Source organism: Pseudomonas sp. B329 (genome assembly GCF_023127835.1).
Lineage (GTDB): Bacteria > Pseudomonadota > Gammaproteobacteria > Pseudomonadales > Pseudomonadaceae > Aquipseudomonas > Aquipseudomonas synxantha_A.
Map to the genome: position 1 here is coordinate 39,641 of NZ_SPKP01000069.1, position 26,687 is coordinate 66,327.

15 protein-coding genes are annotated in these 26,687 nt (G+C 60.7%); 7 read left to right on the plus strand and 8 right to left on the minus strand.

Annotated features, from left to right (window positions below; translation table 11 throughout):
* Together waaF and glnE are read right to left on the minus strand one after the other, a co-directional pair.
* Entirely contained in the window at positions 1-1,035 is a 1,035-nt protein-coding gene (gene waaF, locus E4P00_RS28240) for a lipopolysaccharide heptosyltransferase II (protein WP_032878265.1), read from the minus strand.
* Positions 1,036-1,257: 222 nt separating this feature from the next.
* A complete protein-coding gene (gene glnE / locus E4P00_RS28245; protein WP_078820123.1) occupies positions 1,258-4,197 on the minus strand; it encodes a bifunctional [glutamate--ammonia ligase]-adenylyl-L-tyrosine phosphorylase/[glutamate--ammonia-ligase] adenylyltransferase in 2,940 nt (979 codons plus the stop codon).
* Positions 4,198-4,580: 383 nt separating this feature from the next.
* Between glnE and aceE the strand changes: the two genes are divergently transcribed.
* From aceE to msrA, 4 genes are all read left to right on the plus strand, one after another.
* Complete coding sequence (gene aceE, locus E4P00_RS28250) at positions 4,581-7,226, plus strand: pyruvate dehydrogenase (acetyl-transferring), homodimeric type (RefSeq protein ID WP_003187985.1); 2,646 nt, start codon at positions 4,581-4,583, stop codon at positions 7,224-7,226.
* Positions 7,227-7,237: 11 nt separating this feature from the next.
* The gene (aceF, locus tag E4P00_RS28255; protein ID WP_103733920.1) at positions 7,238-8,878 is read left to right on the plus strand and encodes a dihydrolipoyllysine-residue acetyltransferase; all 1,641 of its coding nucleotides are present in this window, start codon (positions 7,238-7,240) and stop codon (positions 8,876-8,878) included.
* 303 nt (positions 8,879-9,181) lie between these two features.
* The gene (locus E4P00_RS28260) at positions 9,182-11,875 is read left to right on the plus strand and encodes a GGDEF and EAL domain-containing protein (RefSeq protein WP_248133466.1); all 2,694 of its coding nucleotides are present in this window, start codon (positions 9,182-9,184) and stop codon (positions 11,873-11,875) included.
* A 72-nt stretch (positions 11,876-11,947) separates the two neighbouring features.
* A complete protein-coding gene (msrA, locus tag E4P00_RS28265) occupies positions 11,948-12,595 on the plus strand; it encodes a peptide-methionine (S)-S-oxide reductase MsrA (protein WP_248133467.1) in 648 nt (215 codons plus the stop codon).
* A 136-nt stretch (positions 12,596-12,731) separates the two neighbouring features.
* Here msrA and rlmJ read toward each other — a convergent pair whose 3' ends face one another.
* From rlmJ to E4P00_RS28280, 3 genes are all read right to left on the minus strand, one after another.
* A complete protein-coding gene (gene rlmJ / locus E4P00_RS28270) occupies positions 12,732-13,568 on the minus strand; it encodes a 23S rRNA (adenine(2030)-N(6))-methyltransferase RlmJ (protein WP_005784124.1) in 837 nt (278 codons plus the stop codon).
* A gap of 97 nt (positions 13,569-13,665) precedes the next feature.
* Complete coding sequence (locus E4P00_RS28275) at positions 13,666-14,391, minus strand: DUF4123 domain-containing protein (protein ID WP_248133468.1); 726 nt, start codon at positions 14,389-14,391, stop codon at positions 13,666-13,668.
* Complete coding sequence (locus tag E4P00_RS28280) at positions 14,391-16,412, minus strand: type VI secretion system tip protein VgrG (RefSeq protein WP_248133471.1); 2,022 nt, start codon at positions 16,410-16,412, stop codon at positions 14,391-14,393. Before E4P00_RS28280 ends, E4P00_RS28275 begins: the two co-directional genes overlap by 1 nt.
* A 346-nt stretch (positions 16,413-16,758) precedes the next feature.
* Between E4P00_RS28280 and E4P00_RS28285 the strand changes: the two genes are divergently transcribed.
* Positions 16,759-17,706 (plus strand): hypothetical protein, encoded by a 948-nt coding sequence (locus E4P00_RS28285; protein ID WP_078820118.1) that lies wholly within the window; start codon positions 16,759-16,761, stop codon positions 17,704-17,706.
* Between the two features lie 442 nt (positions 17,707-18,148).
* Here the strand turns inward: E4P00_RS28285 and putP are convergent, their stop codons facing one another.
* Positions 18,149-19,633 (minus strand): sodium/proline symporter PutP, encoded by a 1,485-nt coding sequence (gene putP, locus E4P00_RS28290; RefSeq protein WP_005784119.1) that lies wholly within the window; start codon positions 19,631-19,633, stop codon positions 18,149-18,151.
* Between the two features lie 461 nt (positions 19,634-20,094).
* Between putP and putA the strand changes: the two genes are divergently transcribed.
* Together putA and E4P00_RS28300 are read left to right on the plus strand one after the other, a co-directional pair.
* Positions 20,095-24,048 carry a trifunctional transcriptional regulator/proline dehydrogenase/L-glutamate gamma-semialdehyde dehydrogenase gene (gene putA, locus E4P00_RS28295; RefSeq protein WP_103733923.1) on the plus strand — a complete coding sequence of 1,318 codons (3,954 nt, stop codon included), beginning with the start codon at positions 20,095-20,097 and terminating at the stop codon, positions 24,046-24,048.
* A 211-nt stretch (positions 24,049-24,259) separates the two neighbouring features.
* On the plus strand, positions 24,260-26,062 hold the full coding sequence (locus E4P00_RS28300; RefSeq protein WP_248133473.1) for an acyl-CoA dehydrogenase: 1,803 nt from the start codon (positions 24,260-24,262) through the stop codon (positions 26,060-26,062).
* Here the strand turns inward: E4P00_RS28300 and E4P00_RS28305 are convergent.
* Together E4P00_RS28305 and E4P00_RS28310 are read right to left on the minus strand one after the other, a co-directional pair.
* Complete coding sequence (locus tag E4P00_RS28305; RefSeq protein WP_005784113.1) at positions 26,059-26,349, minus strand: cell division protein ZapA; 291 nt, start codon at positions 26,347-26,349, stop codon at positions 26,059-26,061. The genes E4P00_RS28300 and E4P00_RS28305 overlap by 4 nt on opposite strands.
* The gene (locus E4P00_RS28310; RefSeq protein WP_003187970.1) at positions 26,346-26,576 is read right to left on the minus strand and encodes a hypothetical protein; all 231 of its coding nucleotides are present in this window, start codon (positions 26,574-26,576) and stop codon (positions 26,346-26,348) included. Before E4P00_RS28310 ends, E4P00_RS28305 begins: the two co-directional genes overlap by 4 nt.
* Between the last annotated feature and the right edge of the window lie 111 nt (positions 26,577-26,687).

Consider the following 26,687-nt stretch of genomic DNA (forward strand, 5'->3'; position numbering starts at 1 on the left):
TCAGTGAACCTCGACCACATCGCCCTGCAACCGCTGCAAGGCATCGGTTACCGGCTGCGGCAGCAATTGGCGCAGGCAGTTGTAGTGGCCGAAGCGGCAGGTGCGATCAAAACACGGGCTGCAATCCAGGCCCAGGCGCACCACTTCGACCTTGTCGGCCAAGGGCGGGGTGAAGCCTGGGGACGTGGAGCCGTACACCGCTACCAGCGGGCGGTTCAGCGCCGCCGCCACATGCATCAGGCCGGAGTCGTTGGACACCACCGAATCGGCGCAGGACAACAAGTCGATAGCCTCGGCCAGGGACGTGTCGCCACTGAGGTTCACCGCCTCTTCGCGCAGGCCGGGAATCAGGCGCTGACGAATATCTTCACCTACCGAATGATCGTTCTTCGAACCGAACAGCCACACCTGCCAGCCTTCGCGGATCTTGGTCTCGGCGACCTTGGCGTAATGCTCCGACGGCCAGCGCTTGGACTCGCCAAACTCGGCGCCAGGGCACAAGGCCAGAACCGGCCGATCAAGGGTGAGGCCGAACTTGGCCAGCGCCGCATCGCGGGTCACCGGGTCGATCTGCAAGCTGGGCCGCGGGTACGGCGTGGGCAATTGCGTGCCGGGCTCGTAGGCCAGGGCCATGAAGCGCTCGATCATCAGCGGGTAGCGGGCTTTATCCAGGGTGCGTACGTCATTGAGCAGCACATAGCGAAACTCACCGCGCCAACCGGTGCGCTTGGGGATACCGGCAAAAAAAGGCACCAGCGCCGACTTGAGCGAGTTGGGCAACAGGATCGCCTGGTCGTACTGGCCGGCCATGGATTTGCCGATGCGTCGGCGGGTCGCCAGTTCCAGGGCACCGTGGCCGAGCGGAAAGCTCAAGGCCTTGCGCACCTCGGGCATGCGCTCCAGGATCGGCCGGCTCCACTCAGGGGCGAGCACGTCGATCTGGCAGTCTGGATAGCGCTGGCGCAGGCACTGGAAAAGTGTCTGTGCCATCACCATGTCACCGACCCAACTGGGCCCAACGATCAGAATATTCATGTAGTTTCCACAAACGATGCGGGGAGGCTTATGCCTCCCCGCCTCGATAATGACTGTAGATCGCGGCGCGCCAGGGAGCATCTTTATGTGGGAGCTGGCTTGCCTGCGATTGCATCACCTCGGTATCACTGATAAACCGAGGCGCCTGCATCGCGGGCAAGCCCGGCTCCCACATTAATCCGCATCCCATATAAAAATTGGCGTCGCCCAATCAGTCGAGTTTCAATTTAAGCCCAGCGCTTGCCAGATTCGCATCACCTGTCGCCGTTCGTCGGCAAACTGGTCCCCGGCGACCGTGCCGGCCTCGTTCTGCAAGGCCTGGCGGTGGGCGGCGGAGCGGTAGGCCTTATATACCTCACGCAGCAAATGGGCATCGGCGGCGGGCATCAGCCCGACCTGCTCAAGGCCCTCCAGAATGCGAATATTGTCGGTGTAGCGCAGCAACGATGGATGTTGCGCAGACCACGCCAAAGCCGCGTATTGCACCATAAATTCAATATCGACGATACCTCCGGCGTCCTGCTTGAGGTCGAACACCGCCGTGGCCTCGAAGGCATTGGCGCCCCTGCCGGCCGCCGTGGCCTTGGTACCCAGGTTATCGCGCATCTTGGTGCGCATCTCGCTGACCTCCTGGCGCAGCTTCGCCAAGTCCCGTTCACGCCCCAATACGTTGGCACGTACCTGCTCGAATGCATGGCCCACATCCTGGCTGCCCACCAGCACCCGTGCGCGGATGAGCGCCTGATGTTCCCAGGTCCAGGCTTCATTTTGTTGATAGCGATCGAAGGCGCCCAGGGAACTCACCAGCAAGCCGGAGGCGCCGGAAGGTCGCAGGCGCATGTCCACTTCATACAGTTGGCCGGAGTTGGTCTGGGTGGTCAGCAGGTGAATGATGCGCTGGCCCAGACGCGTGAAGAACTGCGCGCCGTCAATCGGCTTGGCGCCATCGGTCTCGGCCTGGGGGTCGCCATCGTGGATAAACACCAGATCCAGATCCGAACCATGCCCCAGTTCGATGCCGCCGACTTTCCCATAACCGACAATGATGAACCCAGGATCGCACAGGGTACCGTCCAGGCGCTGCGGCGCGCCGTGGCGGGCGACAGTCTGGCGCCAGGCCAGGGCCAGCACTTGCTCAAGAATGGCTTCGGCCAGCCAGGTGAGGTAGTCGCTGACTTTCATCAGCGGCAGGCTGCCAGCAATTTCCGAGGCCGCGACTCGCAGGCGGTGCGCCAATTTAAAGTGACGCAGGGCCTCCATTTGCTGTTCAAGGTCGTCCTCGGGAATGCGGGTGAGGCGCTCGCGCAGCTCGGCAGCCAGCTCCGGCGCCAGCGGCGGCTTGAACAGGCGGCCCTCGTTGAGCAGCTCATCGAGCAACAACGGGAAACGGGTGATCTGTTCGGCGATCCACGGGCTGGCGGCGCACAGGGTCAGCAGGCGACGCAGCGCATCCGGGTTCTCGGTGAGCAACACCAGATAGGCCGAACGCCGGGCGACGGCCTCCACCAACGGCAACACGCGCTCCAGCACCAGGTCCGGGTTGGCGTGCTCGACCGCCTGGGCCAGCAGGCGCGGAATGAATGCATCCAGACGCTCGCGCCCCAGCCGCTGCATGGCACGCAACTGCGGGCTGCCACGCAGGCCGGCCAAGGCCTTGAGGGCTTTGGGTGCATCGGTGAAACCGCCCTCGGCCAATTGACGGCACGCGGCGTCGTCATCCTGGGATTCCTCCCACAGCGGCAACCACTCACCACCGACGACCAATTCACTTTCTTCGCCTTCTTCTTCATCAGGGTCGGCAATCACTTGACGAAAGTGCCAGTCCACGCGGCCACGCCAGTACATCAGGCGTTCGTGGAACGCAGCCCAGTCGCTGAAGCCCAGCATGAAGGCGATACGCGCCTGATCTTCGGGATTGTGCGGCAGCATTTGGGTCTGGCGGTCGGCAATCGCCTGGATGGCGTGCTCGGTGTAGCGCAGGAATTCGTAGCCATTGCGCAGTTCGGTGATCACCGCAGCCGGCAGGTAACCCTGCCCCTCAAGCGTACCCAGCACGTTCAGCAGTGGGCGTTGTTGCAGGCTGAGGTCGCGGCCGCCATGAATCAGCTGGAACGCCTGGGCGATAAACTCCACCTCCCGAATGCCGCCTGAGCCCAGCTTGATGTTCTCGGCCATACCCTTGCGCCGTACTTCCTGCTGGATCAACTGCTTCATGGTGCGCAGCGCTTCGATGGCGGAAAAGTCCAGGTAGCGGCGGTAGACGAACGGGCGCAGCATATCGAGCAACTGCGCGCCGGCCACTTGATCACCGGCCACTACGCGCGCCTTGATCATGGCGTAGCGTTCCCAATCCCGGCCCTGATCCTGGTAGTACTGCTCCAACGCGTTGAAGCTGAGCACCAGCGCACCGGCCGAGCCGTAGGGGCGCAGGCGCATATCCACACGGAAGACAAAACCGTCGACCGTCATAGGATCCAGGGCCTTGATCAATTTTTGACCAAGACGAATAAAGAATTCCTGATTGTCCAGGGAGCGCTTTACCCCCACCGTCTCGCCGCCTTCGGGGTAGGCAAAAATCAGGTCGATATCCGAAGAGAGATTCAGCTCCACCGCACCGAGCTTGCCCATGCCGAGGATGACCATATGCTGCGCCTCACCGCTGCGCCGCCCGGTCGGCGTGCCGAACTGCGCGCAGTGGCGCTGGTACAGCCATTGGTAGGCCTGGTCGATGCTGGCGTCGGCCATGTCGGAAAGGTCGCGACAGGTTTGCACCAGGTCGGCCTGGCGCGTCAGGTCGCGCCAGATGATGCGCACCTGCTGGCGCGTGCGCTGGCGGCGCAGCACGCGGCCCAACTCATCTTCTGTTTCGGCCTGTTGCACGGCGCCGGCAATCTGGCTGCACAGCTCACCGGGCGCAAAGCTGCGGTCCAGCTCACCCCAGGCCACCAGTTCGAGCAACATCAAAGGGTCACGAACACTCTGTTCAATGACAAAATCACTGGCAGCGCACACGCGGGCGAAGTCGGCCCACCGTTGCGGCGTCCACGCAGAAAGGCCATGATCGTCGTCCAGCGCGGCCACCGCGTCACGAAATGACTGCTCGGCCCGCTGGGCATAAGGCAAGAGAATGGCCGGCAGTTCGGCCAGCGTTGGAAGGCTCATGGTCTATCCTTGATCGGCGTGTAATTGGCGTGTAGTTGTGAACGCAAGAGCCATGCTCGATGAAGGACTGTCGAACAAAAGTTAGAAATAGCTGAAATTAAATTAATCTTGGCAGGCAACATCAAACTTTCACCTTTTCTTGTTCGCAATAGACCAACAATAACGATTATGCTCACCAGCAAGACCGAGCCATACGCTCAGTCTTGTGTAGTTTTACTACTCGTATATACATTCGAAAGGCTGAAATGGCCGACGATTTGTAGTAAAACTACAGGACGCCGAAGCAACCTTCGGCCATCCAAGAATTTATGTCGTCTGCCCACAAGGCCAGTCGCAAACTTCAGGCAACCGATTCTGGTAGCCTTTCCGCCCTGGAGCAAGCCATGCAAGACCTCGATCCCGTCGAAACCCAGGAATGGCTGGACGCCCTGGAATCGGTTCTCGACAAAGAAGGCGAAGACCGTGCTCACTACCTGATGACCCGTATGGGCGAACTCGCGACCCGCAGCGGCTCGCAACTGCCTTACGCCATCACTACGCCATACCGCAACACCATCCCCGTTACCCACGAAGCACGCATGCCTGGCGACCTGTTCATGGAACGCCGCATTCGCTCGCTGGTACGTTGGAACGCCATGGCGATGGTAATGCGCACGAACTTGAAAGATTCGGACCTGGGCGGTCACATTTCCAGCTTCGCTTCCAGCGCCACCCTGTATGACATCGGCTTCAACTACTTCTTCCAGGCCCCGACCGACGAACACGGCGGCGACCTGATCTACTTCCAGGGCCACACCTCGCCAGGCGTCTACGCCCGTGCGTTCATGGAAGGTCGCATCAGCGAAGAACAAATGAACAACTTCCGCCAGGAAGTCGACGGTCAGGGCCTGTCGTCCTACCCGCACCCTTGGCTGATGCCTGATTTCTGGCAGTTCCCGACCGTTTCCATGGGTCTGGGCCCGATCCAGGCGATCTACCAGGCACGCTTCATGAAGTACCTGGAAGCCCGTGGCTTCATCCCGGAAGGCAAGCAGAAAGTCTGGTGCTTCCTGGGTGACGGCGAGTGCGACGAGCCGGAATCCCTGGGGGCCATTTCCCTGGCCGGCCGCGAGAAGCTCGACAACCTGATCTTCGTCATCAACTGCAACCTGCAGCGCCTCGACGGCCCGGTTCGCGGCAACGGCAAGATCATCCAGGAACTCGAAGGCGTGTTCCGTGGTGCTCAGTGGAATGTGACCAAGGTCATCTGGGGCCGTTTCTGGGACCCACTGCTGGCCAAGGACGTGGACGGCATCCTGCAACGTCGCATGGACGAAGTCATCGACGGCGAGTACCAGAACTACAAGGCCAAAGACGGCGCGTTCGTTCGCGAACACTTCTTCAACACGCCTGAACTCAAGGCGATGGTTGCCGACCTGTCCGACGACGAAATCTGGAAGCTCAACCGTGGCGGCCACGACCCGTACAAGGTCTACGCGGCGTACCACGAAGCGGTCAACCACAAAGAACAACCAACCGTCATCCTGGCCAAGACCATCAAGGGTTATGGCACCGGTGCCGGCGAAGCGAAGAACACCGCGCACAACACCAAGAAAGTCGATGTCGACAGCCTGAAGTTGTTCCGCGACCGCTTCGACATTCCGGTCAAGGACGAAGAGCTGGAGAACCTGCCGTTCTTCAAGCCTGAGCCAAACAGCGCCGAGGCCCGCTACCTGAGCGAGCGCCGCAGCGCACTGGGTGGCTTCGTGCCACAGCGCCGCGCCAACAGCTTCAGCGTACCGACGCCGGACCTGAGCACCCTCAAGGCCATCCTTGACGGCTCGGGCGACCGTGAAATCTCCACCACCATGGCCTTCGTGCGCATCCTCGCGCAATTGGTCAAGGACAAGGACATCGGCCCGCGCATCGTCCCGATCATCCCGGACGAAGCCCGTACCTTTGGTATGGAAGGCATGTTCCGTCAGTTGGGCATCTACTCCTCCGTCGGCCAGCTCTACGAGCCAGTCGATAAAGACCAGGTGATGTTCTACAAGGAAGACAAGAAGGGCCAGATCCTCGAAGAAGGCATCAACGAAGCGGGCGCCATGAGCTCCTTCATCGCTGCCGGTACTTCATACTCCAGCCACAACCAGCCGATGCTGCCGTTCTACATCTTCTATTCGATGTTCGGCTTCCAGCGTATTGGCGACCTGGCCTGGGCAGCAGGCGACAGCCGTACCCGTGGCTTCCTGATCGGCGGTACCGCCGGGCGCACCACGCTGAACGGCGAAGGCCTGCAACACGAAGACGGTCACAGCCATATCCTGGCTGCCACCATCCCGAACTGCCGCACCTTTGATCCAACCTACGGCTATGAGCTGGCGGTGATCATCCAGGACGGCATGAAGAAGATGACCGAAGAGCAGCAGGACGTTTTCTACTACATCACCGTGATGAACGAGTCCTACCAGCAGCCAGCCATGCCGGCCGGTGTGGAAGAAGGCATCATCAAGGGCATGTACCTGCTCGAAGAAGACACCAAGGAAGCGGCGCACCACGTACAGCTGATGGGCTCCGGCACCATCCTGCGCGAAGTGCGTGAAGCGGCGAAGATCCTGCGTGACGAATTCAACGTCGGCGCCGACGTGTGGAGCGTGACCAGCTTCAACGAACTGCGTCGCGACGGCCTGGCCGTAGAGCGCAGCAACCGTCTGCACCCTGGCCAGAAGCCAGCCAAGAGCTACGTCGAAGAGTGCCTGGCCGGCCGTAAGGGTCCGGTTATTGCCTCTACCGACTACATGAAACTGTTTGCTGAACAAATTCGCCAGTGGGTCCCGTCCAAGGAATTCAAAGTCTTGGGCACCGATGGTTTCGGCCGCAGTGACAGCCGCAAGAAGCTGCGTCACTTCTTCGAAGTCGACCGTCACTTCGTGGTGTTGGCAGCCCTGGAAGCCTTGGCTGACCGTGGTGAGATCGAACCCAAGGTGGTGGCTGACGCCATCGTCAAGTTCGGGATCAACCCGGAAAAACGCAACCCACTGGACTGCTGAGGAGATTTTTTGTGAGCGAACTCATTCGCGTACCTGACATCGGCAGCGGTGAAGGTGAAGTAATCGAGCTGTTTGTGAAGGTCGGCGACACCGTCGAAGCCGACCAGAGCATCCTGACCCTGGAGTCGGACAAGGCGAGCATGGAAATCCCTGCTCCCAAGGCCGGCGTGGTCAAGAGCCTGAAGGTCAAGCTGGGCGACCGCCTGAAAGAAGGCGACGAACTGCTGGAGCTGGAAATCGAAGGCGCCGCTGATGCAGCCCCTGCGGCGGCTCCGGCTGCCGCTGCTGAACCTGCGCCTGCCGCTGAAAAACCTGCTGCCGAGGCCCCAGCGGCCCCGGCTGCTGCACCTGCCGCCGCCACCGTCCAGGACATTCACGTCCCGGACATCGGCTCGTCGGGCAAGGCCAAGATCATCGAGCTGCTGGTCAAGGTCGGCGACACCGTCGAAGCCGATCAGTCGCTGATCACCCTGGAGTCCGACAAGGCCTCCATGGAAATCCCTTCGCCGGCTGCCGGCGTAGTGGAAAGCATCGCGGTCAAGCTGGAAGACGAAGTCGGCACCGGTGACTTCATCCTCAAGCTGAAAGTACAAGGCGCTGCCCCGGCCGCCGCTCCAGCACCGGCGGCTGCTCCGGCTGCCAAGGCTGAAGCCGCTCCGGCCGCTGCTGCCCCGGCACCTGCTGCAAAAGCCGAGGCCACACCGGCCCCTGCTGCTGCCGCACCTGCGCCAAGCGGTGCCAAGGTGCACGCCGGCCCTGCCGTGCGTCAGTTGGCCCGCGAGTTCGGCGTCGAGCTGAGCGCCGTCTCGGCCAGCGGCCCGCACGGTCGTGTGCTGAAGGAAGACGTGCAGGCTTACGTCAAAGCCATGATGCAAAAGGCCAAGGAAGCACCGGCTGCCGGCGCGACGGGCGGCTCGGGCATTCCGCCGATCCGTACCGTGGATTTCAGCCGCTTCGGCGAAACCGAAGAAGTGCCGATGACCCGCCTGATGCAAATCGGCGCGGCCGGCCTGCACGCCAGCTGGCTGAACATCCCGCACGTGACTCAGTTCGACCAGGCCGACATCACCGACCTGGAAGCTTTCCGCGTTGCGCAGAAAGCCGTGGCCGAGAAGGCCGGCGTGAAGCTGACCGTGCTGCCACTGCTGCTCAAGGCCTGCGCGCACCTGCTCAAGGAACTGCCGGACTTCAACAGCTCGCTGGCGCCAAGCGGCAAGGCGATCATTCGCAAGAAGTACGTCAACATCGGCTTTGCCGTCGACACTCCGGATGGCCTGCTGGTACCGGTCATCAAGAACGTCGACCAGAAGAGCCTGCTGCAACTCGCTGGTGAAGCGGCTGCGCTGGCTGCCAAGGCCCGCGACAAGAAGCTCACCCCGGATGACATGCAGGGCGCCTGCTTCACTATCTCCAGCCTCGGGCACATTGGCGGCACTGGCTTCACGCCAATCGTCAACGCGCCGGAAGTGGCGATCCTGGGTGTTTCCAAGGCCACCATCCAGCCTGTGTGGGACGGTAAAGCGTTCCAGCCCAAGCTGATGCTGCCACTGTCGCTGTCCTACGATCACCGTGTGATCAACGGCGCCGCCGCGGCACGCTTCACCCAGCGCCTGAGCCAGTTGCTGAACGACATCCGTACCATCCTGCTGTAAACCGCAGGGCCTTCCTTGTACTGGGAAGGCCCCGCCGCACCGATTTCCGAGCGCCACGCTCGTACCTCAACCCCGCCGCTTGGCGGGGCTTTTTTTTGTGCGCTCGGTGTACGCACAGAACAGGCTTGTACACCTTCTGTCACTTCGATTGCAGAAATCCCCCGCACGGCCGATAACTGCCTTATAGCACTTAGCCTTCATCCTCTCTTGTCAGTGCGTGCCGCATGATGCAACCTTGCCGCAGGCGACAGTAAAGAGGGCGTGAGCCGGGCGCCACGCGCATTTTCCCAAGCGAGTTTCCCCATGAAAAGCCAACCCGATGTCGCCCGTATGGCGGCCGAGGTAGTGACGCAATTACCGGTGCCTTCGCGCCTCGGTATGCTGCGTTTCGAGCGGCTTAATGAGGCAAGCTGGGCCCTGCTGTACCTCGATCCCAATTGCGAGCGCCAGTTCGGCCTGCCAGCTGTGGAGCTCTGCGCGCTGATCGGCACGCCCTACGCCAGCCTGATGGAGCCCCAGGCCCGCTATCAGCTGCACGACGCAATCCAGCAGCAACTGACCCACAGCCCCTATTACCTGGTGCGCTATACCCTGCACACCCATGACGGCCCGATGAGCCTGCTGGAAATGGGCGAGGCCTACAAACAACACAACCGCCATCTGCTGCGCGGCTACCTGATGGTGGTCGACGGGCTGTTCAGCGATACCACCGCGCCCGCCCCGACCGCTGACCTGGAAAACCAGAACAGCCGCCTGCAGATCGCCCTGGAACTCAACCAGCGCGCGCAGCAGGAACAGTTGCAACACCTGGAACGGGTGCGCGCCCAGCAGGAGCTGATCCTGCTGCTGGCCCGACAGCGCTACACCACGCCCAATTCGCTGCAAGAAGCCGCTGAGCTGATCACCCGTAGCGCGTGCGACATTTACCAGATCGACTGCGCCAGCATCTGGCACCTCGAAGGCCAACATCTGGTGCCTATCTCGGCGTACCACCGCGCCGACCAACAGCACCGCCTGCCCCAAGCCATCGACGCCAGCGGTTTCCCGGATTATCTGGAAGCCCTGCACTCCAGCCGCGCCATCGACGCCACCCATGCCCAACGTGACCCGCGCACCCGGGAAATGGCCGAAAGCCTGCGCGCCAACGATATCCACGCGATGCTCGACGCCAGTATTCGTGTCGACGGCCAGGTCGTCGGCGTGCTGTGCCTGGAACAAAGCGGCAGCTCACGTGCCTGGCAGTCCGATGAAATCGCGTTTGCCGGCGAGCTGGCAGACCAGTTCGCGCAAGTCATCAACAACCACAACCGCCGTACCGCCACCAGCGCCCTGCACCTGTTCCAGCGTGCTGTGGAACAAAGCGCCAATGCCTTTCTGCTGGTCAATTGCGACGGCGTGGTGGAGTACGTCAACCCCAGCTTCACCGCAATTACCCAATACAGCGCGGAAGAAGTCCACGGCCATCGCCTGGCGCAACTGCCGGCCCTGGAAAATCTCAGTGAGTTGCTGTTCGACGCGCCGTCGGCCCTGGCCAAAAGCAACAGCTGGCAAGGCGAGTTCAAAAGCCGGCGCAAGAACCTGGAGCCCTACTGGGGCCAGTTGTCGATTTCCAAGGTGTATGGCGATAACCGCGAGCTGACCCACTACATCGGCATCTACGAAGACATCACCCAGACCAAGCTGGCGCAACAGCGCATCGAGCGTCTGGCCTACACCGACAACCTGACCAACCTGGGCAACCGACCGGCGTTCATCCGTAACCTCGACGAACGCTTTGCCCGCGACAGCGACAGCCCGATCAGCCTGCTGCTGGTGGACATCGACAACTTCAAGCGCATCAACGACAGCCTCGGCCACCAGACCGGCGACAAGTTGCTGATCAGCCTCGCCCGCCGTTTGCGCAATAGCTTGAGCAGCGGTGGCAGCCTGGCACGCTTTGCCAGTAACGAGTTCGCAGTGCTGTTGGATGATTCCGACCTGGAGACCGGCCAGCAGGTCGCCAGCCAGTTGCTGGCCACGCTCGACAAGCCGATGTTCGTCGACAACCAGTTGATCAGCGTCACCGGCTCCGTGGGCCTGGCCTGCGCGCCGCTGCATGGCCGCGACCCGCAGACGCTGATGCGTAACGCAGGGCTGGCGCTGCACAAGGCCAAGGCCAACGGCAAACACCAGGTGCAAGTGTTTACCGAAGCGTTGAATGCCGAAGCCAGCTACAAGCTGTTCGTGGAAAACAACCTGCGTCGCGCCCTGACCCAGAACGAGCTGGACGTGTTCTACCAGCCCAAACTGTGCCTGCGCAGCGGCCGTCTGCTGGGCATGGAAGCGCTGTTGCGCTGGAACCACCCGGAAAAGGGCATGATCCGCCCCGACCAGTTCATCAGCGTGGCCGAAGAGACCGGGTTGATCATTCCGATCGGCAAATGGATCGCCCGCCAGGCGTGCCGCATGAGCAGGCAGTTGAGCGCCGCCGGCATGGGCAATTTGCAGGTGGCGATCAACCTGTCGCCCAAGCAATTTTCCGATCCGGACCTGGTGACCTCGATTGCCACCATCCTCAAGGAAGAACAGCTACCGGCCAACCTGCTGGAGCTGGAGCTGACCGAGGGTTTGCTGCTGGAAGCCACCGAAGACACGCGCCTGCAACTGGACCAGTTGAAAAGCTTTGGCCTGACCCTGGCCATGGACGATTTCGGCACCGGTTACTCGTCGCTGAGCTACTTGAAAAAATTCCCCATCGACATCATTAAGATTGATCGCAGCTTTATCCACGAGATCCCGGATAACCAGGACGACATGGAAATCACCTCGGCAGTGATCGCCATGGCTCACAACCTCAAGCTCAAAGTGGTGGCCGAAGGCATCGAGACAGCCGAACAGTTGGCGTTCCTGCGCAGACACCGCTGCGATGTCGGCCAGGGCTACCTGTTCGACCGACCGATCCCCGGTGCAGAGCTGCTGACGATGCTTAAACGCTACCCGCGCGGGCCAATCGCCTGACAGCGCTGTAACACTCGGGCACACTGACTGTCTGACAATTTACTGTTACTCAACCTGACGAGAGGACTGATCATGGTCTTGCGCTCGGAAATTCTGGTGAACAAAAACGTGCTGCCTACTCAAGAACAAGCTTTGCCTGGCCGTGAAACCCCGATGAAGCTGCCGGAAACGCACTTCGTCAACGGCAACCCGCTGCTGGGTCCGTTTATTGATGACGTCGGTTTTGCGATCTTCGGCCTGGGTTGTTTCTGGGGCGCTGAACGTAAATTCTGGGAACGCGACGGCGTGCTCAGCACGGTGGTCGGCTACGCCGGCGGCTACACGCCGAACCCGACCTACGAAGAAGTCTGCTCAGGCCTGACCGGCCATAGCGAAGTGGTACTGGTGGTGTATGACCAGGCCAAGGTCAAGTACGAAGATTTGCTGAAGATGTTCTGGGAATTGCACAACCCGACCCAGGGCATGCGCCAGGGCAACGATATTGGCAGCCAGTACCGCTCGGTGATTTATGCCACCACGCCTGAACAACTGGCGGCGGCCAAAGCCAGTGCCGAGGCTTATCAGCAAGAGCTGAACAAGGCCGGCCTGGGTGAGATCACCACGGAAATCGAAGAAGCACCGACGGTGTACTTTGCCGAGGCGTATCACCAGCAGTACCTGGCGAAGAATCCGCAGGGGTATTGCGGGATCGGCGGCACAGGCGTGACCTGCCCGATCTAAGGTCAACATAGAACCAAATGTGGGAGGAGGCTTGCTCCCGATTGCGGTGTGTCAGTTACAGAAGTACTGACTGACACTCAGCAATCGGGAGCAAGCCCCCTCCCACATTTAGTTTTGTGTGTGGCCTGAGCGCTGACTATTCAGCGATAAGCCAATCCATCTGCCAGCCACCTTGGGTCTGGCCAAGCTTCTTGGACAGCCACGGCAGCAACTCACGCAACTCCTCTTCCAGACCCCACGGCGGGTTGGCAATCGCCAGGCCCGAGCCGGTCAGGGTGTTGGGCGTGTCCAGTGGATGCACCAGCAGTTCCACCCGCAGCAACTTCGGCGCACCGGTACCGGCCAGGTCCTGGTAGAAGCGGCGCAACATGCGCTGGTCCTTCACCGGGTACCAGATCGCCGCGACCGTCTGGCGCATGCGGCTGACGGCTTCCTTGAGGGACGCCGCACAACGCTGCATTTCGTCGAGCTTCTCGAACGGCGGATCGATCAGCATCAACGCGCGTTTTTCCGGCACCGGCAACAGGGCACGCGGCACATGCCAGCCTTCGCCCAGATGCACTTTGACCCGGCGATCACCCTTCATATTGTCCTTGAGCAGCACGCCATCTTCGGGGTGCTTCTCGTTGAGCAGCACACGGTCCTGGGGACGCGTGAGGCGTCGCGCCAGCTCCGGCGAGCCCGGGTAGTAGCGCAACTGGCCGTCCGGGTTCATCTCGTGCAGCACGCGCATGTAGTCCGCGGTGAGCGGCGGCAGGTCGCTTGCGCCCCACAGGCGAGCGATGCCTTCCAGGTATTCACCGGTGCGGTTGGCCTGGTCGCCCTGCAAGTCGTACAGGCCAATGCCGGCATGGGTGTCGAGGTAGGCGAACGGCTGCTCCTTGCGCGACATCAGGGCGATGAGGCGGGTCAAGGTCAGGTGTTTGAAGACATCGGCATGGTTGCCGGCGTGAAAGGCGTGACGATAATTCATGGTTGCTCCTGCGCAGGGGGCGAAGTTTACCTTCTACCGGTGCAAAGGTGCAGGGCCGCATGGCGGGCGGTACGGATATCACGCGAGCCTCATGGGTTTAACTCAGTTGTACGCCAAGGTAGTCCGCCACCTCGGCATGGCTGATATCCGGCCTGCGTGCGAAGTAGGCGACCTTGTGCTGCAGGATCGTGGGTGTAAACGCAGTGTATAAGTCGGGACGCTGCTCCTGGAGCCATTGCAACAGGTTGTCGATCAGCACCTGGGGCGAGTGTTGCGCCAGGCTTGCCAACAATGGCGCCGGCACTCGCCACCAAGGGCTGGGTTTGGCCGCAGCCACCTGGCGGGGCGAGACTGCCAACGACTGTCCATTGATTAAGTAACGCTGGAATACGGGCAGCACAGTTGCGGCATCGTCACCCAACTGCTGCAACATCGGCAAAAACTGCGCGCCATCCCAGAAGCGCAAAAATACCGGCTGGTCTTCAGGCAGGTACACCTGGGTCAAACCCTTCAAGTGATCGATCACAACCTCCAACGGGCACGAAGACACCGCCAGCCAGCCCCAGTCCAAGGCCTGGGTGGTGGCTACCCAGTCGAGAAAAGCACTGCCAGGCTCGACAACGCCAACATAAGGCATCACCTCATTCCAATCGGCATAGGGCGTGCCCGCCCACACCGGTTGCGGCGGTGGTGCGACCGCCATGGTTTGCCAGGCTGCAAACGGCTTGGCCTCGCTGGTGTTGCCCATGACGACGTATAGCTGCTCATCAGGCTGCAACGGTTTTTGGGCCAGCCAGGCGCGGGGCGTCAAGGGTGAGGCCATCAGGGGAAACTCCGTGCGTGGGCGCTGATATCGCACTGCCCGTTTTTGCAGCGCTCACACTCTTCGCAAAACGGCGCACTGCGCTTGAGGCTGGCCACTTGCGCAGGGCTTAGCGGCGCGGGAATAACGGCCAACAATGTTTCCTTCACCCCCGGCATTAACGGCGCCGCCGCTGGAACAGGCGCGCCGCCTGGCTGGATCGGCACACTGCTGAATATCCCACCCGCCGACAGCGTGATCGACTGCCCGCCCGCTTGAATCGTCACGCTGGCACCGGCATCAATGACGATGCTTTGCCCAGCGCCCAATTGAATGGTCTGCCCGGCACGCATGTACTGCGAACCGCCGACCGCCAGATGATCATCCTGCTTGAGTTCAGTGAGGCGGTTGCCATGGGTGATGCGCTGCTCTTCACCCTGCAACTCATGGTGCGACTCGCCGCCCACCCGCACACGACGCTGGTTATCGACCTGCACCTGTTGGTCATTGAGCACATGCTGGGTCCAGTCCCGCTGGGCGCGCAGGTAGATTTCCTCGGCCCCCTTACGGTCTTCGATGCGCAGTTCGTTGTAGCCTCCACCGCCCGGGCTGCTCTGGCTACGCAGGATACTGCGGGTCTTGTCCGCCGGCAGGTCGAGGGGCATCGGCGTGGCGGCATTAGGCAGGCACCCCACCACCAGCGGCATATCCAAATCACCATTGACAAAGCCCACCAGCACCTCCATGCCGACCCTGGGGATCAGCACCACACCATAGCGGTCATGGGCCCAGCCGCTGGCCACCCGCAGCCAGCAACTGGAATTATCGTTGTGCTCGCCGATGCGATCCCACGCCATCTGCACCTTTACCCGTCCGTATTCGTCGCAATGGATCTCACTGCCAACCGGGCCAGTGACCACTGCGCTTTGGTAACCCGATATCGTCGGGCGCGGCTGCTCAGCCAAGGGCGGGCGAAAGATTGCATCCCACGGCGTGGCAACAAAGGTGTTGCCATACCCCTGACGAAACGCCCCGCCAACCACCTCGGTGACCGCTTCCTCCAGCACCTGGGGCTGTTTGCCTTCGTGGGTGACTTGGGTGACCAACCATAAGTCATTCCACTCCTCGCGCGGGTGCTCCCTCAATTGCAGGAACCTGCCGCCGGCCAAGGCCGGTTCGTCGCTTTGCCCCTGGGCGATGCGGTAGTCGCTGCGGTGCCGCTCCAGGCTACGCTGGGCGAGGTACTTGCCATGGGCCCGGTCGGAAAAATAGCCGGGGAACTGCTGCGCCTCAAGCTTGGGCAACTGCGCGTCGGCCGCCGTGCTTTGCAGCTCGAGGTGCGGTTTGCAAAAATCGTAATCGCGCAGATTGACCGCCGTGGTGCGGGTTGCCAATTGCAGTGTGAAACGCTTGATCGCCGGCGCCTGGGCAACCATGCCCGACCCAGGCCGGTACGGCGTGGGCTGATCGACCTGGGCAAATACCGTCTGGTCATCGCCAAACACCAGCAAATGAGCATCGGGGCAATGCTGAAAGTGATAGTGAATGCCGACTTCGGCACACAGACGTTGGATGAACGCCAGATCCGTCTCACCGAATTGCACGCAATACTCACGCTCAGGGTATTGACCGCTCAGCCGGAACTCAAAGCTGTCACTGTGGATGCCCTGCCCCGCCAACACCTGCGCAACGATCTGCGGCACCGTCTGATGCTGGAAAATCCGCTGATGACTGCTGTGCGCCAGATACGCCAGGTGCGGCGCCAGGCTGAGCTGGTAGCGTGTCAGGCGCCGTCCGGAATCGCCTTGGGCGACCCGGTACACCAGGCCATGCACACCATGGCCGCGGTCATCGAAACCCAGGTATACCTGACGATGCAGCAAGCTCTCCAGGTCGATATTCGGCTGCTCGCTGACCAGCTCAAGTTCGAAACGGTAAGGCTGGCTGATGGCCTCGGAGCCACTGAACTCATACACCTTGAGGTCACTGGGCGCCCCATCCAGGGCCAGGGTAAATGCACTTTGGTTGGCAGGAGCGAACATCCGGTGTTTCTCTGCGAAGGGTGGCAGCTGATTCTGCACCAGCTCGTAGCCGGCCTGAGCTTATGCCAGGTAAATCAGTAAGGTCCTACCACCGCCTTCATTTGATCTGGGAGGGGAGCCATGTGCTGAAGCCCCATTGCAGTAAAAATACACAGGTCTGACAGAATATTACGGCAGCCCAGTAGCCGGTTTCCCAAACACAAAAACACCACCCCGAAACGCCCCTCCATAACCACGACACCGTCCCATCACCTGTTTAAATTGCGCCGCCATGTTCATTCAAAAGGAATGTTTTCATGGCAGGCAATCGCCACGTTTCGAGCCAGTCACTGTTGGGGAATGTGTAATGCCCCAGCCCTACACCTTCATCAATGACCGGCAACAAACCTCTGTGGAGCTCAAGGCCAAATTACGTTTGGGCAAACAGGCCGAAACCAAGTTCGATGCGCTCAACACGCACATTCGCAATGTGGTGGTACTACCGGGTCAACTCGTCATTATCGGCGACGACACCACCGCAGCCTGCACCCTGGAAGAGTCACGCCTGATGCGAGCCGCCTGGGACATTCGCCATAGTGTGATGGCCGAAGGCGGGGATGCCTTTGCACTGCACAACTATGATTTGCTGCAAAAACTGCTGGGGTATACCTCGCTGGGAATAGGCACGGCAGGTGATGCCTGGAGCAAGCATTTGCAAGACGTTGCAAAAACCCTGGAAGACATTGATGCCCTGCATAAACAGTCGCTACGCCGGGGCGGTGGTGCCGACAGAGATGAGTTTCTTGCACGACGCCGAACACTGTTTGCAAGGCTGGACGCCCAACTGCGTAGTTTTGCTCGTTATGGCACAGAGCTGCGCAATGAAGGCTCGATCAAAAAAATGCTGGGAATCTCAACCAGAAGCTATTTGCATACGGGGGAGATAAGCCGATATCAAGAGACCATCGCACGGGTTTCGAAGACAGCGAAGCTGCTTAAAAACGGGACGCCGTTGGGGATAGCGTTGAGTACGACGGTGACAGCGCTGGAGATCAAGGAGGCATGCTCTACGGGGAGAGAGGAGAAGTGCAGGAAAGCGAAATATGTAGAGTTGGGAAAACTGAGCACAGGGGTTAGTGGAGGCTTAGCAGGTGGTTTTGGCGGCACAGCGCTGTGTATTTTTTTATTGGCTCCTAGTACTGGTCCAGGGGCTCTAGCCTGTATGTTGGTTGCCGGAGGTATCGGCGGTGCCGCAGGAGGGCATTTTGGCGGTGTGGCTGGCGAAAAGGTAGGTGAGTTTTTGTATGAGTATTGAGGAGTTCATGAATTGGCCTCCAATCATATTGGTCGCCATTAGCTCAATATCCGCAGCAATCGTCTCAAACATACTTATGTTCTTTTTGTGCTACCGAAAACTTGAGTCCATGGAAGCACTCCTGGACAGATGTCGCTTGGTCGCCTTCCACAGCAGTTATTTGAGAAATTCGCCAAGGGAAAGGATAGCGAGGCTTTGCGCAGTGTATTGCGTCATTGCGCTACCCCGATTCAATGCTTGGCGAGGCGTCGCTGACTTGGAGCAGGTGCGGGCCTTTCCACGTCAAACAAAGCTTCTGCTTCATCTAACGTTCCTTCTCTGCACGCTCGGCTTGTCAGGGATGGCCGCCGTCTCCTTTGGTTGACCCACTGAAGTAAAAAAGGCCCGCGACCATAGTGCGCGGGCCTTTTGTTCATCCTCCAAGCGCTCAGCGCCCAGCGAATTACTTGTTCAGGTTGTAGTCTTTTTCCGCAGCATCAAAACGCTCGACCATACCAACCGTCGGTGCGCCCATCTTGCTCACGAAGTAGATCGCCAGGCTGGCGAAGATGAAGCCTGGGATGATTTCGTACAGACCCAGCAGTTCAAAGTGCTTCCACACGATCACGGTGATCGCGCCGACCAGGATGCCGGCCAGTGCGCCGTTGCGGGTCATGTTTTTCCAGATCACCGAGATCAGCACCACAGGGCCGAACGCAGCGCCGAAACCGGCCCAGGCGTAGCTGACCAGGCCCAGGACGCGGTTTTCCGGGTTGGCGGCCATGGCGATGGCGATCAAGGCCACTACCAGCACCATGATCCGACCGACCCAAACCAGCTCAAGCTGGGAAGCGCCTTTACGCAGGAACGCCTTGTAGAAGTCTTCGGTCAGGGCGCTGGAGCACACCAGCAACTGGCAGCTCAAGGTACTCATCACCGCCGCGAGGATCGCCGACAGCAATACACCGGCAACCCATGGGTTGAACAGGATTTTGGCCAGTTCGATAAACACTCGCTCAGGGTTTTCAGTTACCGGGCCAGCCACTTCCGGATGCGCCGAGAAGTAAGCGATACCGAAGAAGCCCACCGCCACGGTGCCGCCCAGGCACAGGATCATCCAGGTCATGGAGATGCGACGTGCGTTGGCAATCGACTTCACCGAGTCGGCCGCCATGAAACGCGCCAGGATGTGCGGCTGGCCGAAGTAGCCCAGGCCCCAGCCCATCAGCGAGATGATGCCGATGAAGGTGGTGTTTTTCAGCATGTCGAAGTTGGTCGGGTCTTTGGCTTCGATGGCCAGGAACGTGGTGTCCACACCGCCGGTGGCCAGCAGCACGATGATCGGCGTCAGGATCAGCGCGAAGATCATCAGCGTGGCTTGTACGGTGTCGGTCCAGCTGACCGCCAGGAAACCACCGATAAAGGTGTAGGCAATCGTTGCCGCAGCACCGGCCCACAGCGCGGTCTCGTAGGACATGCCGAAGGTGCTTTCGAACAGGCGGGCACCGGCGACAATGCCGGAGGCGCAATAGATGGTGAAGAACACCAGGATCACCACTGCCGAGATGATCCGCAGCAGGCCGCTTTTATCTTCGAAGCGGCTGGAGAAGTAATCCGGCAGGGTCAGGGCGTCGCCGTTGTGTTCGGTCTGCACCCGCAGGCGGCCAGCCACGAACAACCAGTTGAGGTAAGCACCGGCGATCAGGCCGATGGCAATCCAGCTTTCCGACAGGCCGGACATGTAGATGGCGCCCGGCAGGCCCATCAACAACCAGCCGCTCATGTCGGAAGCACCGGCCGACAAAGCTGTCACCACGCTACCAAGGCTGCGACCGCCGAGGATGTAATCGGAAAGGTTGTTGGTGGAGCGATAGGCCATCAAGCCGATCAGCACCATTGCTGCGATGTAGATCACGAACGTGATCAGGGTTGGATTGCTAACGCTCATATGAGTGACGCCCTGGCTTTGTTTTTATGTAGCGACGGTCTGTCAGATCGCCACTGGTGGATAACCGAGTAGACGAGCCTGCTAGCCGCGCATTTATGACTGGCGTTTCCCCAGGAAAGCCGCCAGCCGATGAACCAAACCTTAGAGGTGGTTGCACCTTGGTGCGCGAATGCTATTCAACAAAGCAAATAAGGTGCAACCAGTTTCTTGCGAATAAGTTGCACCCAGGCGCGATTTAGGACAAACGCACTGTTTTTGCTCCTTTTCGGAGCAAGAACAGCCGATCTCAGAAGCAAATGCACCAATGCCAGGCGAATTTTGTCGAAGGCCAATTTTTTTCCGATCAACCGTCGAAAATTTCCTGAACAAAAGGGTTGCACCCGGTTGCACCTCTGCATGGGCAAAGCTAATCTTGCCGCCAGCAGATGCCACTCGGTAGTGGCACCCATGAGGATAAGAAAATGGCAACGACCACCCTTGGGGTCAAACTCGACGACCCGACCCGCGAGCGCCTGAAAGCCGCCGCGACCTCCATTGATCGCACGCCGCACTGGCTGATCAAGCAGGCAATTTTCAATTACCTGGAGAAACTCGAGGGTGGTGCAACCCTGTCCGAGCTCAATGGCTTGAGCAGCAAGGACGCCGAAGACGCGGGCGAGATTCAGGCTGACCACGCCCACCAGTGCTTCCTTGAGTTCGCTGAAAGCATCCTGCCGCAATCGGTACTGCGCGCATCGATCACCGCCGCTTACCGTCGCCCGGAACCGGAAGTGGTACCGATGCTGATCGAGCAGGCACGCCTGCCGGCAGACATGGCCGAAGCCACCAACAAGCTGGCTGCCACCATTGCCGAAAAACTGCGTAACCAGAAGAGCGCCGGCGGCCGTGCCGGTATCGTCCAGGGCCTGCTGCAAGAATTCTCCCTGTCGTCCCAGGAAGGCGTGGCGCTGATGTGCCTGGCCGAAGCGCTGCTGCGCATCCCGGACAAAGGCACCCGTGACGCGCTGATCCGCGACAAGATCAGCACCGGCAACTGGCAGCCGCACCTGGGCAACAGCCCGTCGCTGTTCGTTAACGCCGCCACCTGGGGCCTGTTGCTGACCGGCAAACTGGTCGCCACCCACAACGAAGCGGGCCTGACCTCCTCCCTGAGCCGCATCATCGGCAAAAGCGGCGAGCCGATGATCCGCAAAGGCGTCGACATGGCCATGCGCCTGATGGGCGAACAGTTCGTCACCGGCGAAACCATCGCCGAAGCCCTGGCCAATGCGAGCAAGTTCGAAGCCAAGGGCTTCCGCTACTCCTACGACATGCTCGGTGAAGCCGCCCTCACCGAACACGATGCCCAGAAGTACCTGGCCTCGTATGAACAAGCCATTCACTCCATCGGCAAAGCCTCCCATGGCCGTGGGATCTATGAAGGCCCGGGCATCTCCATCAAGCTCTCCGCCCTGCACCCGCGCTACAGCCGTGCGCAGTACGAGCGCGTGATGGACGAACTGTACCCGCGCCTGCTGTCGCTGACCTTGCTGGCCAAGCAATACGACATCGGCCTGAACATCGACGCCGAAGAAGCCGACCGCCTGGAACTGTCCCTGGACCTGCTGGAGCGTCTGTGTTTCGAGCCGCAACTGACCGGCTGGAACGGTATCGGTTTTGTGATCCAGGCCTACCAGAAGCGTTGCCCGTATGTAATCGACTACGTCATCGACCTGGCCCGCCGCAGCCGCCATCGCCTGATGATCCGCCTGGTAAAAGGCGCGTACTGGGACAGCGAAATCAAACGCGCCCAGGTCGAGGGCCTGGAAGGCTACCCGGTGTACACCCGCAAGGTGTACACCGACGTTTCCTACATTGCCTGCGCACGCAAACTGCTGTCGGTGCCGGAAGCCATCTACCCGCAGTTCGCCACGCACAACGCCCACACCTTGTCGGCCATCTACCATATCGCCGGTCAGAACTATTACCCCGGCCAGTACGAGTTCCAATGCCTGCATGGCATGGGTGAACCGTTGTACGAGCAGGTGGTAGGCAAGGTCTCCGAAGGCAAGCTGAACCGTCCGTGCCGCGTATACGCGCCAGTCGGCACACACGAAACGCTGCTGGCCTACCTGGTACGCCGCCTGCTGGAAAACGGCGCCAACACCTCGTTCGTCAACCGTATCGCCGACCAATCGATCTCGATCCAGGAGCTGGTGGCCGATCCAGTGGCCAGCATCGAGCAGATGGCCACGCTGGAAGGCGGCTTCGGCTTGCCGCACCCGCGTATTCCACTGCCGCGTGACCTGTATGGCAGCGACCGCGCCAACTCGGCCGGTATCGACCTGGCCAACGAACACCGTCTGGCGTCGTTGTCCTGCGCCTTGCTGGCTACCGCGCACAACAATTGGAAAGCCGCGCCGATGCTCGGTTGCGCCTCCAGCCAGGAAGCGGCACAGCCGGTGCTGAACCCGTCCGACCTGCGTGATGTAGTCGGCCACGTACAGGAAGCTACCGTCGAAGACGTCGACAACGCGATCCAGTGCGCGATCAGCGCCGCACCGATCTGGCAGGCCACCCCGCCCGCCGAACGCGCCGCGATTCTGGAGCGTGCCGCCGACCTGATGGAAGGCGAGATCCAGCCGCTGATGGGCCTGCTGGCCCGTGAAGCCGGCAAGACCTTCGCCAACGCCATCGCCGAAGTGCGTGAAGCCGTGGACTTCCTGCGTTACTACGCGGTGCAGGCGCGCAACGATTTCACCAACGATGCCCATCGCCCACTGGGCCCGGTGGTATGCATCAGCCCGTGGAACTTCCCGCTGGCGATCTTCAGCGGCCAAGTCGCGGCTGCCCTGGCCGCCGGTAACCCGGTACTGGCCAAGCCTGCCGAACAAACCCCGCTGGTCGCCGCCCAAGCCGTGCGCATCCTGCTCGAAGCCGGCATCCCCGAGGGTGTGCTGCAGCTGCTACCGGGCCAAGGCGAAAGCGTCGGCGCCCGCCTGGTGGGTGATGATCGCGTCAAAGGCGTGATGTTCACCGGTTCCACCGAAGTTGCTCGCTTGTTGCAACGCAATGTCGCAGGGCGCCTGGATGCCCAGGGTCGCCCGATCCCGCTGATCGCCGAAACCGGTGGCCAGAACGCGATGATCGTTGATTCGTCGGCGCTCACCGAACAGGTGGTGATCGACGTGGTGTCGTCGGCTTTCGACAGCGCCGGCCAACGTTGCTCGGCCTTGCGTGTACTGTGCCTGCAGGAAGATTCGGCAGACCGCGTCATCGAAATGCTCAAGGGCGCCATGGCTGAATGCCGTCTGGGCAACCCGGAGCGCCTGTCGGTGGATATCGGCCCAGTGATCGACGCCGAAGCCAAGGCCGGCATCGAGAAACACATCCAGGCCATGCGCGACAAAGGCCGCAACGTTTATCAGGTTGCAATTGCCGATGGCGAAGAGATAAAGCGCGGCACCTTTGTGATGCCAACCCTGATCGAGCTGGAAAGCTTCGACGAGCTGCAACGCGAGATCTTCGGCCCGGTGCTGCACGTGGTGCGCTACAAGCGTAAAGAGATCGACCAGTTGATCGGCCAGATCAATGCGTCGGGCTACGGTCTGACCCTGGGCGTGCATACCCGCATCGACGAGACCATCGCCAAGGTGATCGACAACGTCAACGCCGGTAACGTCTACGTCAACCGCAACATCGTGGGTGCCGTGGTCGGCGTGCAGCCGTTCGGCGGCGAAGGTCTGTCGGGCACTGGCCCGAAAGCCGGCGGCCCGTTGTACCTGTACCGCCTGCTGTCGACTCGCCCTACCGATGCGATCGAGCAATCCTTCGTACGTGGCGACGCATTGACTGCACCGGACGTACGTCTGCGCGACGCCATGAGCCAACCGCTGACCGCCCTGAAAACCTGGGCCGACAGCCATAAGTTCAGTGAGCTGAGCGCACTGTGCACGCAATTCGCGGCGCAGTCGCAAAGCGGTATCACCCGGCAACTGGCCGGCCCGACCGGTGAGCGCAACAGCTACGCAATCCTGCCGCGTGAACACGTGCTGTGCCTGGCTGAAGTGGAAGGCGATCTGCTGACCCAACTGGCGGCAGTGCTGGCCGTCGGCGGTTCGGCGGTATGGCCGGAAACCGAGCTGACCAAGGCTCTGTTCCCACGCCTGCCGCGAGACATTCAGGCGAAGATCAAGCGCGTGGCCGACTGGACCAAGGACGACGTAGTGTTTGACGCCGTGCTGCATCACGGTGATTCCGACCAATTGCGTGCGGTGTGCCAGCAAGTGGCGCAGCGCGGTGGGGCGATTGTTGGGGTGCATGGTATGTCTCAGGGTGAGACGGCCATTGCCTTGGAGCGATTGGTGATCGAGCGGGCGTTGAGCGTCAACACCGCAGCGGCAGGCGGTAACGCCAGCCTGATGACTATCGGTTAAAACCTGTGGGAGGGGGCTTGCTCCCGATAGCGGAGTGTCAGTCAGCACATTGGACACTGACACACTGCTATCGGGAGCAAGCCCCCTCCCACATTGACTGCATTTCAATTCCCTGCCTGCGTTTTGCCCTTCCATCACCCAGATCAATCTTGCTATCCAGCCTTTATTCACGCGCTTAGACTCAGGCCAATTCCTTCAAAGGTAATCCGCCATGTCCGAGACGCTGCTCAGTTCCCGCAATCTGGCTTTCGAGCTGTACGAAGTCCTCGATGCCGAGGGCCTGACCCAGCGTGAGCGGTTTGCCGAACACAACCGCGAAACCTTCGACGCTGCGATCAGCACGGCGCGCAGCATCGCCGAAAAGTACTTCGCCCCCCACAACCGCAAGAACGACGAAAACGAACCGCGTTATGAGAACGGCCAAGCGATCCTGATCCCGGAAGTCAAACCCGCCGTAGACGCCTTCCTGGAGGCCGGTTTCCTCAACGCAGCCCGCAGTTTCGAAGCAGGCGGCATGCAACTGCCGACCTTGCTGTCCCAAGCCTGCTTCGCCCACTTTCAAGCGGCCAACGCCGCATCGACCTCCTACCCGTTCCTGACCATGGGCGCCGCCAATCTGATCGAAAGCTTCGGCACCGAGGAGCAGAAACAGCGCTTCCTGCAACCGATGATCGACGGGCGCTTCTTCGGCACAATGGCCCTGACCGAGCCCCACGCCGGCTCCTCGCTGTCAGATATTCGTACCCGCGCAGAACCGGCGGCTGACGGCAGTTATCGCCTCAAAGGCAACAAGATCTTCATCTCCGGTGGCGACCACTCGCTGTCGGAAAACATCGTGCATATGGTGCTGGCCAAATTGCCGGACGCACCCGCGGGCGTGAAGGGCATTTCGCTGTTTATCGTGCCCAAGTTGCTGGTCAACGATGACGGCAGCCTGGGCGAACGCAACGATGTGCTGCTGGCCGGGCTGTTTCACAAGATGGGCTGGCGCGGCACCACGTCCACGGCGCTCAACTTCGGCGATAACGGCAACTGCGTCGGCTACTTGGTGGGCAAACCGCACCAGGGCCTGAGCTGCATGTTCCAGATGATGAATGAAGCACGCATTGGCGTGGGCATGGGCGCGGTGATGCTTGGTTACGCCGGTTACCTCTACTCGCTGGACTACGCCCGCGAACGGCCCCAGGGCCGACTGCCCGACAGCAAAGACCCAGGCACCGCACCAGTGGCGATCATTCAGCACGCCGACATCAAGCGCATGTTGCTGACCCAGAAAGCCTATGTGGAAGGCGCCTTTGACCTGGGCCTTTACGCAGCCCGACTGTTTGACGACACCACCACCCTGGCAACCGACACCGAGCGCAAGCACGCCCACGAACTGCTGGACCTGCTCACCCCCATCGTCAAATCCTGGCCGTCGGAGTTTTGCCTCAAGGCCAATGAACTGGCGATCCAGATTCTCGGCGGCCACGGCTACACCCGCGAATACCCGGTGGAGCAGTACTACCGCGACAACCGCTTGAACCCGATCCATGAAGGCACCCACGGCATCCAGTCTCTGGACTTGCTTGGGCGCAAATTGGCGCAGAACGGCGGCGCCGGCTTGAAGCAATTGATTCGCCTGATTGCCGAAACCGGAGCCCGTGCGCAGAAGTACCCGTCACTTACGGCACTGCGAGAGCCGCTGGAGCAACTGGTCAATCGACTGCAAGGCGTCACCATTGGCCTGCTGACGGATCTCGCCCAGGGCAAGGTCAACAGCAGCCTGGCGAACTCGGCGCTGTACTTGAAAGTGTTCGGGCACACGGTGATTGGCTGGCGCTGGCTGGAACAGGCGATCCGCGCTGAAGAAGGGCTGGCCAAGGGTGAAGCGGCCGATGCGGCCTTCTACAAGGGCAAGCTCCAGGCCGCCCGGTACTTCCTGACTTGGGAAGTACCGAGCTGCCATCACGAACTGGCAATTCTGGGGGCACGCGACGATACGTGCCTGGGGATGCAGGATGAGTGGTTCTAAGGCTGGATCGCCTTGGAGATCACCTCGACCGTGGCGCTGACTTGCTCTTGGTAACGGTCGAGTTCCTGCTGGTGAGCCTGTTGCATTTCGATCTGCTCGGCGCACAGGTTCAGCGCGGCCAGTACCAATAATTTATCACCGATCAGCGTCGGGTACTTTTTCTTGGTAACCGCCAGGGAAGCCTTCAGCATGGTCACGGCATGCATCAGGGTCTGATCTTCGCCGGCCGGTGCCTTGATCGAGTAATCCTCTCCGAGAATCGAAACGACCTTTATCCCCTCATTCATGCGCTGACAGGCCCTGCACTCACACGCTCAACCAGGGCCTGGATGCGTGCGGCGGTGGCGCCGTGCTTTTCTTCCTGCTCCATCAGGTTCAGTTGCAGGCTGTCGTTTTCATCCTTGGCGCGAGCCAGTTCGGCCTTGAGGGATTCGTTGCTGCCCAGCAGCTCTTGATTCTGCTGTACCAGGTCGCTGACCAGTTGTTCCAATTGGCTGAGAGATGCTTCTAACATTTTGATTTCCCGGGCTTTTAAAAGGGCGGTGACGATAAAGAAAATTCACCTCGGATGCCAGGGATATCCCCGGCGTGCAGCCCGATTTATCGGGGCCGGGCCGCACTTTCG

Excerpts from the sequence above, each read along its gene's own strand:
- E4P00_RS28285 (WP_078820118.1), top strand. The coding sequence starts at position 16,759 with ATGCCCCAGCCCTACACCTTCATCAATGACCGGCAACAAACCTCTGTG.
- putA (WP_103733923.1), top strand. The coding sequence starts at position 20,095 with ATGGCAACGACCACCCTTGGGGTCAAACTCGACGACCCGACCCGCGAG.
- putP (WP_005784119.1), bottom strand. The coding sequence starts at position 19,633 with ATGAGCGTTAGCAATCCAACCCTGATCACGTTCGTGATCTACATCGCA.
- waaF (WP_032878265.1), bottom strand. The coding sequence starts at position 1,035 with ATGAATATTCTGATCGTTGGGCCCAGTTGGGTCGGTGACATGGTGATG.
- E4P00_RS28260 (WP_248133466.1), top strand. The coding sequence starts at position 9,182 with ATGAAAAGCCAACCCGATGTCGCCCGTATGGCGGCCGAGGTAGTGACG.
- E4P00_RS28310 (WP_003187970.1), bottom strand. The coding sequence starts at position 26,576 with ATGTTAGAAGCATCTCTCAGCCAATTGGAACAACTGGTCAGCGACCTG.
- glnE (WP_078820123.1), bottom strand. The coding sequence starts at position 4,197 with ATGAGCCTTCCAACGCTGGCCGAACTGCCGGCCATTCTCTTGCCTTAT.
- E4P00_RS28305 (WP_005784113.1), bottom strand. The coding sequence starts at position 26,349 with ATGAATGAGGGGATAAAGGTCGTTTCGATTCTCGGAGAGGATTACTCG.
- msrA (WP_248133467.1), top strand. The coding sequence starts at position 11,948 with ATGGTCTTGCGCTCGGAAATTCTGGTGAACAAAAACGTGCTGCCTACT.
- aceE (WP_003187985.1), top strand. The coding sequence starts at position 4,581 with ATGCAAGACCTCGATCCCGTCGAAACCCAGGAATGGCTGGACGCCCTG.
- E4P00_RS28280 (WP_248133471.1), bottom strand. The coding sequence starts at position 16,412 with ATGTTCGCTCCTGCCAACCAAAGTGCATTTACCCTGGCCCTGGATGGG.
- E4P00_RS28300 (WP_248133473.1), top strand. The coding sequence starts at position 24,260 with ATGTCCGAGACGCTGCTCAGTTCCCGCAATCTGGCTTTCGAGCTGTAC.
- rlmJ (WP_005784124.1), bottom strand. The coding sequence starts at position 13,568 with ATGAATTATCGTCACGCCTTTCACGCCGGCAACCATGCCGATGTCTTC.
- E4P00_RS28275 (WP_248133468.1), bottom strand. The coding sequence starts at position 14,391 with ATGGCCTCACCCTTGACGCCCCGCGCCTGGCTGGCCCAAAAACCGTTG.